9 protein-coding genes are annotated in these 9,602 nt (G+C 72.4%); 7 read left to right on the forward strand and 2 right to left on the reverse strand.

Annotated features, from left to right (window positions below):
* The first annotated feature begins 223 nt into the window (after positions 1–223).
* Complete coding sequence (locus AB4039_RS39815) at positions 224–1,441, forward strand: cytochrome P450 (protein ID WP_266846617.1); 1,218 nt, start codon at positions 224–226, stop codon at positions 1,439–1,441.
* An 84-nt stretch (positions 1,442–1,525) separates the two neighbouring features.
* On the opposite strand, the gene AB4039_RS39820 is transcribed toward AB4039_RS39815, so the two are convergent.
* Positions 1,526–1,762 carry a ferredoxin gene (locus tag AB4039_RS39820; protein WP_442273069.1) on the reverse strand — a complete coding sequence of 79 codons (237 nt, stop codon included), beginning with the start codon at positions 1,760–1,762 and terminating at the stop codon, positions 1,526–1,528.
* The gene (locus AB4039_RS39825) at positions 1,756–2,976 is read right to left on the reverse strand and encodes a cytochrome P450 (RefSeq protein ID WP_442273070.1); all 1,221 of its coding nucleotides are present in this window, start codon (positions 2,974–2,976) and stop codon (positions 1,756–1,758) included. Before AB4039_RS39825 ends, AB4039_RS39820 begins: the two co-directional genes overlap by 7 nt.
* Before the next feature lie 202 nt (positions 2,977–3,178).
* On the opposite strand from AB4039_RS39825, the gene AB4039_RS39830 reads away from it, so the two are divergent.
* The 6 genes from AB4039_RS39830 to AB4039_RS39855 all read left to right on the forward strand — a co-directional run.
* The gene (locus AB4039_RS39830) at positions 3,179–4,210 is read left to right on the forward strand and encodes a 3-oxoacyl-ACP synthase III family protein (protein WP_266846612.1); all 1,032 of its coding nucleotides are present in this window, start codon (positions 3,179–3,181) and stop codon (positions 4,208–4,210) included.
* Between the two features lie 8 nt (positions 4,211–4,218).
* Entirely contained in the window at positions 4,219–6,174 is a 1,956-nt protein-coding gene (locus AB4039_RS39835; protein WP_442273071.1) for an HAD-IIIC family phosphatase, read from the forward strand.
* The gene (locus AB4039_RS39840; protein ID WP_266846609.1) at positions 6,171–6,398 is read left to right on the forward strand and encodes a phosphopantetheine-binding protein; all 228 of its coding nucleotides are present in this window, start codon (positions 6,171–6,173) and stop codon (positions 6,396–6,398) included. The genes AB4039_RS39835 and AB4039_RS39840 overlap by 4 nt, the downstream gene beginning before the upstream one ends.
* Positions 6,395–7,216: a 2-oxo acid dehydrogenase subunit E2 gene (locus AB4039_RS39845; protein WP_266846608.1), complete on the forward strand. Its 822-nt coding sequence runs from the start codon at positions 6,395–6,397 to the stop codon at positions 7,214–7,216. Before AB4039_RS39840 ends, AB4039_RS39845 begins: the two co-directional genes overlap by 4 nt.
* Positions 7,213–8,307 (forward strand): alpha/beta hydrolase, encoded by a 1,095-nt coding sequence (locus AB4039_RS39850; protein WP_266846606.1) that lies wholly within the window; start codon positions 7,213–7,215, stop codon positions 8,305–8,307. Before AB4039_RS39845 ends, AB4039_RS39850 begins: the two co-directional genes overlap by 4 nt.
* Before the next feature lie 85 nt (positions 8,308–8,392).
* Positions 8,393–9,602 (forward strand): type I polyketide synthase (locus AB4039_RS39855; RefSeq protein ID WP_442273072.1); only part of this gene is annotated, 1,210 nt, incomplete at its 3' end.

Here is a 9,602-nt window from a genome sequence, read left to right on the forward strand (position 1 = left end):
GGCGGCACGTGGCGGCACGTGCCGCCGGTCCGCCCTCCGGCATTTCCTCCCGCACCCACCTCATTTCACCGCCGGGTGCCCCGCGGCGGTCCACTGCCCGATTCACGGAAATCGAATACCGGAAAGGGGCCGGTAAGTCGGTGGTTAGCGCGGACTGTGACGCTGGAAACACCCACGCGCCTCACCATTGTGGTGCGGGCCCCACCGCAAAGGAAGAATCCCGATGACGACCGCACGCATTCCCGTACCCTTCACCTTCACAGAGATCAGAGGACTCGACCTCGACCACAGTTACCGGGAACTCCTGGAGCACGGGCGTCCCGTATGGGTCACCCCTCCGTACGGGGAGAACTCCTGGCTGGTGAGCCGGTACGAGGACATCAAGACGGTGCTCGGGGACCAGCGGTTCAGCCGGGCCGCGGCCCAGGGCCGGGACGAGGCGCGCGTGGCGCCCATGCCCATCGGGGGCAGCATCATGGGCGCGGACGGGGCGGAGCACAGCCGGCTGCGGCGCCTGGTCTCCAAGCCGTTCTCCAACCGCGGGATCGAGGAGCTGCGGCCGCGGATCTCGCAGGTGGCGGAGGAGCTGATCGACGCCATGGCCAAGGAGGGCACGTCGGGCGATCTCGTGACCTCGTTCACGAACCCGTTCGCCGCCCTGAACATCTGTGAGCTGCTCGGCGTGCCGTACGGCGAGCGGGACCGGTTCCAGAGCCGGATGCAGTGCTTCTTCGGGCGGACGGAGCTGTCGACCGAGGAGATCGCGGCCGAACTGGGCGAGCTGCGCGCCTACGTCCACGAGCTGATCGAACGGCGTCGCGCCGAGCCCGGCGACGACCTCATCAGCGGCATGCTGGAGGTGGCCGCCGAGGGCGGCGCCTACACCGACGAGGAGCTGCTCGACCTGGTGTACATGCTGCTGATCGGCGGCTACGACACTCCGGCGTCCCAGCTGGCGTCCATCATGTACACCCTGCTGTCGCACCCCGGTCAGGCGCAGCTCCTCCGGGAGAACCCGGAGATCGTCCCGCAGGCCGTGGACGAGCTGCTGCGCTTCGTCCCGCTCGTCTCGCACACGGTGTTCGCCCGGTACCCGACGGAGGACGTGGAGATCGGCGGGCAGCTGATCAGGGCCGGTGAGCCGGTGCTGTGCGCCACGCCGGCCGGGAACAAGGACCCGCGGGCCTTCGAGGACCCGGACGTGCTGGATCTGCGGCGGGAGGGGAGGAAGCACCTGTCCCTGGGGCACGGGGTGCACCACTGCACGGGTGCGGCCATGGCGCGGCTGGAGCTCCAGGTGGCGGTCCTCGCCCTGCTGAACCGTTTCCCTGACCTGCGGCTCGATGTCGCTCCCGAGGACGTGCCATGGCTGAAGGGCATGCAGATCAGGACCCTGGGTTCGCTTCCGGTGGCGTGGGGCGCCGGCGGCAGCGGGTCCTGAGTGCCGTACGCGGCAAGCCCCGGAGGCCTGGGCCTCCGGGGCTTCGCTGTGCTTACCGGTCGGGGCGGAGCGGGGCGGTGGGCGCTACCGGTCGGCGTCGGGGGCCGCGTCGAACGTGATGGCCCGGGCGGGACACAGGTCCACGGCTTCGCGGACCGCTTCGTGGTCCCCGGCGGCGGGGCGGGGGTCCACGACGACGGCGTACCCCTCGTCGTCGTGGTCGAAGACGGTGGGGGCGTGGAAGGCGCACTGGGCCGCCCCGATGCAGGTGTCCCGGTCGAGCGTGACCCGGAGGCCGCCGCCCTCCTCGCCGCTCACCACGTCACCGGCATCTCGTTGACGCCCTGGACCGTGCCGCTGCCGGGCGGCCGGGTGGGCAGCCGGTCGGCGGGGACGGCGAGGCGGAGGGTGGGGATCCGGGTGAAGAGGGTGGCGAAGGCGACTTCCAGCTCCATCCGGGCCAGGCTCTGTCCCAGGCACTGGTGGATGCCGTAGCCGAAGGAGAGGTGCCGGCGGCCGGTGCGGCCGGTGTCGAAGGCGGTGGGGTCCTCGTGGACGCGGGGATCCCGGTTGGCCATCGTCGCCGACAGCAGGACCCCTTCACCCGCGCGGATCACCTCGCCCGCGACGGGAATGTCCTCGGTCGCGACCCGTACGCCGGCCAGGTCGGTCACGGCCACGCAGCGCAGGATCTCCTCCACGGCGGCCGCGACGCCGGCCGGGTCCGCCCGCATCCGGGCGAGCAGTTCGGGGTGGTCGAGGAGGGTGATGGTGCCCAGGGCGATGGTGGAGGCCGAGGTCTCGTGGCCCGCGACCAGGATGACGAGGGCCATCTGGACGAGGTCGGCGTGGCTGAGCCGGCCGGTCCCGACCTCTTCCCGGGCGAGCAGGCCGATGAGTCCCGGGCCGGGTTCGGTGCGCCGCAGGGTCGCCAGGCGGTCCAGGTAGCCGACGAGTTCGCCGCCCGCCTTCTGTGATTCCTCCCGGGTGGTGGCCTGCAGCAGGCGCCGGGAGGCTTCCTGGAAGAAGTCGAGGTCCTCGGCGGGCAGGCCCAGGATCTCGGAGATCACCCGTGAGGGCACGGGCAGCGCGAAGTCGCGTACGAGGTCGGCGGGCGGGCCCGTCTCCAGCATCCGGTCGACGTAGTGGTCGACGATGCCCTGGACGACCGGCCGCAGTTCCTCGACCCGCTTGCGGCTGAAGTACGGGTTCAGCAGCTGCCGGTGTTCGTCGTGGGCGGGCGGGTCCATGCCGATGAGCACCAGGCGCTTGGCCACCTCGGCCTGGAAGCGCGGTGCGACGGCCGGGTAGTCGGGGCGCTGTCGGTCAGCGGAGATCCGCCGGTCCGCGAGCAGCTGCCGGGCCTCGGGGTAGCCGGTGACCAGCCAGACGACGCGGCCGTCGAAGAGGGTGACCCGCGACAGCGGCCCCCGCTCGCCCAGGCGCTCGTATTCCGGCGGCGGCTGATAGGGGCAGACCCGCGGCTGGGGAAAGGGCGGTGCGTCGGACAGGCTCCGCGTGGTGGTGAATTCCATCGCGTTCCCTCTTTCCTCTCGTGTGCGCGGGGTTCCTCCCACGGCCGGAAGAAGTCAAGGAGCACCCGGGAGGGGGCCGCAAGCCCGTCCGGCCCGGGCGTTAGCGCCGTGTAATGCGGGAGGTCGCGAAAGCTCCGCGTTAGCTGCACGGAAGCGCCCTTTCGGATGATGGCCGCAGAAAAGCCAGGGAAAGGAGCAGACCGTGGACACTCCACACATCCGGATCCTCTCGGTGGGAACGGCTTTGCCGGGCCCTCCCGTCGACAATGCCGCGCTGGCCCGGCGGTTCGGCATGGACGCGTTGTGGGAGCAGTGGGTGGACGCGTTCATCGGGACGCGCCACCGTCATCTGGCGGTCGACATCGAGACCGGTGAGATCGGGGCTTCGCTGTCGGAGCTCGGTGTGGAGGCGGGCCGCAGGGCGCTGGAGTCCGCGGGGGTCCGGCCGGAGGAGATCGACCTCGTCGTGATGGCGACGGCCACGCCGGAGCAGCTCATGCCGGCCACGGTCAACGTCATCTGCGACGCGCTGGGCATCGACGACGTGGCCACCTACCAGCTCCAGTCGGGGTGTTCGGGCGCGGTCCAGGCCCTCGACGTGGCGCACCAGCTGCTCCAGACGGGCCGCCACCGCAGCGCCCTGGTGATCGGCGGCGACGTGCTCGCCCGGTTCTACGACTGCGACGCGCGGCTGGACCGGCTGCCGCCCGACCAGCTGGTGAACTACGTGCTGTTCGGGGACGGGGCGGGTGCGGCGGTGCTCTCCACCGACACCTCGGCGGGCCGCTGCGAGCTGGTGTCCGTACGGACCCGGCTGACCGGGCTGAACCGGCCGGCGGGGGCGACGATGGAGTGGTTCGGGCCCGTGGACCGCGACTCGGACCGGCCGGCCGCCACCGAGGACTACAAGGCGATCGAGACGCGCGTGCCGGAGATGTCCGAGGAGACCCTGCACGAGCTGCTGGACGACCTGGACTGGCGTCCGGAGGACGTCACGTACCTGCTGCCGCCGCAGCTGTCCGGCCGGATGACCCGGCGGATCGTGGAGCGGCTGGGGGCCGTCGGCGCCCAGGAGGTCTCCTGCGTCAACGAGACGGGCAACAACGCGAACGCGCTGGTCTTCTTCCAGCTGGAGCGGGCCCTCGAACGGCTGGCGCCGGGCGAGCGGGCGATCGGCATCGCCATCGAGTCCAGTAAGTGGATCAAGGCCGGCTTCGCGCTGGAAGGGGTCTGACGTCCGTCATGTCCTCCGTTCCCGAAGCCCCCGCCCCTCCCGACACCACCGCCTCCCCGGGCTCCCCGGGCTCCCCCGATTCCCCCGCCGACGAACTGCTCGCCCTGCACCGCGGCGGGCGCCTAGCCGCCGAGTTCCCCCGGCTGAAGGCCCTCCTGGCGCGGCTGCCGGAGGCCGACTCCGCGCGGGCGGCCCAGTTGCTCTCCCGCGTCGATCCGGCCGACGTGCTGCGCGAACATCCCGCGCTGCCCTCCCTGACCGTCGCCGTCACCGGTCACGGCACGCTGTCGCCGCTCGTCCCGGCCCTCGCCCTGGAGGGCGCCCGGCACGGCATCGTGATCCGCACGCTCGTCTGCGACTTCGACTCGTACGTCTTCGACCTGACCGACCCGGACAGCCCGCTGCACGCCGCCCGGCCCGATCTGGCCCTGTGCCTGCTCGATCCCATGATCGTGGTGGACGAGCTGCCGACGCCCTGGCGTCCGGCCGACGTCGAGGCCGTCCTCGCCGAGAAGACGGCCCTGCTGGACGGCCTCACGGCCCGGTTCGCCGCCGCGGGCACCGGCACGCTCGTGCTGAACACCATGCCGCTGCCCCGTACGCTCGCCGCCCAGCTCGTCGACCACCGCTCCCGCGCCCGGCTGGGCGCCCTGTGGCGCGAGGCCAACACCCGGCTGCTGCGCCTGACCGAGACCCACCCGGAGCTGGTCGTCCTCGATCTGGACCCGATCGCCGCGGAGGGCGTGGCGGTCACGGACCCGAGGCTGAGCGTCTACGCCAAGGCCCACCTCTCCCCCGCGATGCTCGCCCGCTACGCCCGGGAGGCCGGGCACCTGGCCCGGCTCGTGACCGGCCGGACCAGGAAGTGTCTGGCGGTCGACCTGGACCAGACCCTGTGGGGCGGCATCCTCGGCGACGACGGCGCGGAGGGGATCGAGGTCGCCGACAGCCCGCGCGGCGAGGCGTTCCGGGCCTTCCAGAAGGTGGTCAAGCAGCTCTCCTCGCAGGGCGTCCTGGTGGCCGCGGTGAGCAAGAACGACCTCGAACCGGTCCGCGAGGTCGTCGCGGGGCACCCGGAGATGGTGCTGCGGGAGGAGGACTTCGTCCGCTTCGCCGTGAACTGGAAGCCCAAGCACGAGAACCTCAGGGAGCTGGCCGAGGACCTCAACCTGGGCGTCGAGAGCGTGGTGTTCGTCGACGACAGCCCCTACGAGTGCGGTCTCGTGCGCCACGAGCTGCCGGACGTGGCCGTCGTCCCGCTGGACGGGGAGCCGGCCGGGCACATCGGGAAGCTGCTGCGGGACGGCTGGTTCGACGCCCGCGAGCTGACCACGGAGGACCGGGCGCGCCCCGCGCTGTACCGCAGYGAGGCCGAACGGAAGGACTTCCTGCACACCTTCGACTCCCTCCAGGACTACCTGCGCGAGCTCGGCGTACGGGTGCGGATCGGCCCGGTCGAACAGCGGGACGTGCCGCGCGTGGCCCAGTTGACCCTGCGCACCAACCAGTTCAACCTGACCACGCGACGGCTCCAGCCCGCGGCCGTGCAGGAGCTGGCCGCGGCCCCGGACACCGAGGTGCTGGCCGTGCACGCCGGCGACCGGTTCGGCGACAACGGGCTGATCGGGGTCGTGTTCACCCGGCGTGAGGGCGCCACCGTACACATCGACAACTTCCTGCTCAGCTGCCGGGTGTTCGCCCGGGGGGTCGAGCAGACCGCCCTGGCGTCGGTGCTGCGGCGGGCGCGGGCCGCCGGGGCCCGGGAGGTGGTCGCCGCCTTCCGCGAGAGCGCCAAGAACGCCAAGGTCCGCGAGTTCTACCCGCAGAACGGCTTCGAACCGACGGGCGAGGACGGCGACGGCGACGGCGACGGCAGCCGCTTCTACCGGCACGACCTGGTCTCCGTACCGCCGACGCCCGGCCACGTGCGGCTGACCGAGACCTACGAAGGGAAGACCCTGTGACATCTATCGACGGTTTCATCACCCTGGTCCGCGACGACCTGGGCCTGACCATCAGCGACTCCGACGTGGACCGCCCCCTCGAGGAGATCGCGGGCTGGGACTCGCTCCACCTCCTCACCCTGCTCAGCGCCCTGGAGCGCGCCGAGGGCCGTTCCCTGTCCCTGCCGGCGGCGCTTGAGGCGACCACCCTGCGCGGTCTGTACGACGTGGCGGTGACCGGGTGAGCGGGGAGCGGTCCCCCGTCGCGCGGGAGCGGCGGCACACGCTGTACTTCCTGGAGGAGGCCAAGGCGTTCGCGCCGGTGTTCCTCGACACCGAGGTGGACATGGGGCGGGTGTGGCGCCACCGGGCGGCCGCCGCCGCGGCCGGCCGCCGCTACTCCGTGGTCAGCTACGTACTGCACGCGGGCGCCCGGGTCATCGCCGCCCACCCCCAGGCCAACAGCGCGATCGGCGGCCGTCTGCTGCCCCGCACCGTCACCTACGCCGGCGCGAGCGCGAAGCTCGCCCTGGACCGGCGGCTCGACGGCCGGCGCGTCGTGCTCGGCGCGGTCCTGCCCGACCTCGACCGGGCGGACCTGGACGAGGTGCAGCGCCAGGTGGACCACTACCGCGACGGCGACCCGGGGGTGATGCCCGAGTTCGCGAGCCTGCGCGCGCTGCACCGGCTGCCGGTGCCCCTCGGCCGCGCGCTGTTCCGCAGGGCGACCCGGCCGCTGGCGGCACGGGCGGCCAGGACCGGGACGTTCGCGGTCACCTCGCTCGGCCACCGCGCGGTCGACGGCTTCCACTCCGTGGGCGGCACCACGGTCACCCTCGGGGTCGGCCGGGTCGTCGACCGGCCGGTCGTGCGGGACGGGCAGGTCACGGTCGCTCCGGTGATGCGCCTGAACCTGGCCTTCGACCACCGGGTCATCGACGGGGCCGAGGCCGCCGACGTCCTCACCGAGATCAAGGAACGCCTCGAAGGCTTCCCGGACACACCCGAGGGAGGGGAGGGGCTGTCCGCGGGCACCGCGGCGGACGCCCTCACCGGCCGATGAACGACATCGAAGAGCTCAAGCAGTACGTGGGCGCGCACGCCCGCGCCCAATCCCTGCCGCCGGACCACTTCGGGGAACTGCTCGGCCGCGTACGCACCGACGAGGACGGCGCCGAGGGCTCCTGGGTGCGCGAGTGGTCGCGGGCCGGCGAACGGGCCGAGAAGGAGGGGGACTTCCTGGAGGCCTGCCGTCACTTCAACATGGCCCGCTTCCCCTACGTGGACGGTCCCGCCCGCGGCGAGGCCCTGGAGCGCTGCGTACGCGCCTTCGACCACTGGCGCAAGGAGGCCGGCGGTATCGAACGCATCGACGTGGACACTCCGGAAGGTCCGGTCGGCTGCTGGACCAGCGGACTGTCGCGCGGTGACCGGCGTCCGCTGCTGGTCTTCATGGGCGGCATCGTCAGCATCAAGGAGCAGTGGGCGCCCCTGCTCACCCGCCTGTCCAGGCTGGGGTTCGCGGGGCTCGTCACGGAGCTGCCCGGCGTCGGTGAGAACACGCTGCGCTACCACGCCGACAGCTGGCGCCTGCTGCCCCGGCTGCTGGACGCCGTCAAGGACTCCGCGGACGTGTCACAGACCTACTGCATCACGCTGAGCTTCAGCGGGCACATGGCCCTGCGGGCCTCTCTGGACGACCCCCGGATCAAGGGCGTCATGACGGTCGGGGCCCCGGTCCACGACTTCTTCACCGATGCCTCCTGGCAGGCGCGCGTGCCCCGGATCACGGTCGACACCCTGGCGCACCTGACCGGCGTCCCCGCCTCCGCGGTGGGCGGGCACATCCGCGACTGGGCCCTGACGGACCGGCAACTCGGCGACCTCAAGGTGCCGTTGGCCTATGCGGCGAGCCTGCGCGACGAGATCATTCCGGCCGCCGACCCGCAGCGGCTGCGCCGCCACGTACGGGACCTGCGCCTCGTCGAGTACGACGACGTGCACGGAGCCCCGCACCACCTGCCCGAGATGCAGCTGTGGGGCTTCCAGTCGGTCCTGCGCATGAAGGGCGGACACCTCCTGCCGCGCGCCGCCCTCGGGTACGCGCTGTTCGCCCACCGCACGCGGCGCAGGCTCGCCGCGCTCCGCTCCTGAGGCAGCCCGCCCGGCCACCCCTGCCGCGCCCGGCCCGCGCCCCGCCCTCCCCCGATGGACCGTTCCCCGAAAGGCTGACACCGCAATGGCAAGCGAGGAAGAGCTTCGCGAATATCTCAAGCGCGCCACGGGCAATCTCGCCCGGGTCAGGCAGCGCCTGCGCGAAGTCGAGACCGACCGGCACGAGCCGGTCGCCGTTGTGGCGATGAGCTGCCGCTACCCGGGCGGGGTCACCTCGCCCGAGGAGCTGTGGCGCCTGGTCGCGGACGGTACGGATGCCATCGACGGCTTCCCCACCGACCGCGGCTGGGACCTCGACGGGCTCTACGACCCGGACCGCGACCAGGTGGGCACGAGCTACACGCGCAACGGCGGCTTCCTCCACGACGCCCCGCGGTTCGACCCCGAGTTCTTCGGGCTGAGCCCGCGCGAGGCCCTGGCCACCGACCCCCAGCAGCGGCTGCTGCTGGAGACGGCCTGGGAGGCAGTGGAGCGGGCGGGCATCGTCCCGGAGAGCCTGCGCGGCAGCCGGACCGGGGTGTTCGCCGGTGTCATGTACAACGACTACGCCTCCCGGCTGACCCCCGCGCCCAAGACCTTCGAGGGATACATCGGGTACGGCAGCGCGGGCAGTGTGGCCTCGGGCCGGGTGGCGTACACGCTGGGGCTGGAGGGGCCGGCGGTGACCGTCGACACGGCGTGTTCCTCCTCCCTGGTCGCCATCCACCTGGCGATCCAGTCGCTGCGCAACGGCGAGTGCAGCCTCGCCCTGGCCGGCGGGGTGACCGTGATGGCCACGCCCAACACCTTCGTGGAGTTCAGCCGGCAGCGCGGGCTGTCCGAGGACGGCCGCTGCAAGGCCTTCTCCGCGGATGCCGACGGCACCGGCTGGAGCGAGGGAGCGGGCCTGCTCCTGCTGGAGAAGCTCTCCGACGCGCACCGCAACGGCCACCGGATCCTCGCGGTCATCCGGGGCAGCGCCGTCAACCAGGACGGCGCCAGCAGCCAGCTGACGGCGCCCAACGGCCCGGCCCAGCAGCGGCTGATCCGCCAGGCCCTGGCGAGCGCCCGCCTGGAGCCCGCGGACGTGGACGCCGTCGAGGCSCACGGYACSGGCACCCGCCTCGGCGACCCCATCGARGCCCAGGCCCTCCTCGCCACCTACGGCCAGAACCGCCCCGCCGRCCAACCCCTGCGCCTGGGCTCCCTCAAGTCCAACATCGGCCACACCCAGGCCGCAGCCGGCGTCGGCGGCGTCATCAAAATGGTCATGGCCATGCACCACGGCCTCCTCC

The sequence above is a fragment of the Streptomyces sp. M-16 genome, from assembly GCF_052114405.1.
In the GTDB taxonomy this organism is placed as follows: domain Bacteria; phylum Actinomycetota; class Actinomycetes; order Streptomycetales; family Streptomycetaceae; genus Streptomyces.

Bases quoted from the DNA above. Each gene is read 5' to 3' on its own strand.
- AB4039_RS39825 (WP_442273070.1), bottom strand. From the start codon at position 2,976: ATGGAATTCACCACCACGCGGAGCCTGTCCGACGCACCGCCCTTTCCC.
- AB4039_RS39815 (WP_266846617.1), top strand. From the start codon at position 224: ATGACGACCGCACGCATTCCCGTACCCTTCACCTTCACAGAGATCAGA.
- AB4039_RS39850 (WP_266846606.1), top strand. From the start codon at position 7,213: ATGAACGACATCGAAGAGCTCAAGCAGTACGTGGGCGCGCACGCCCGC.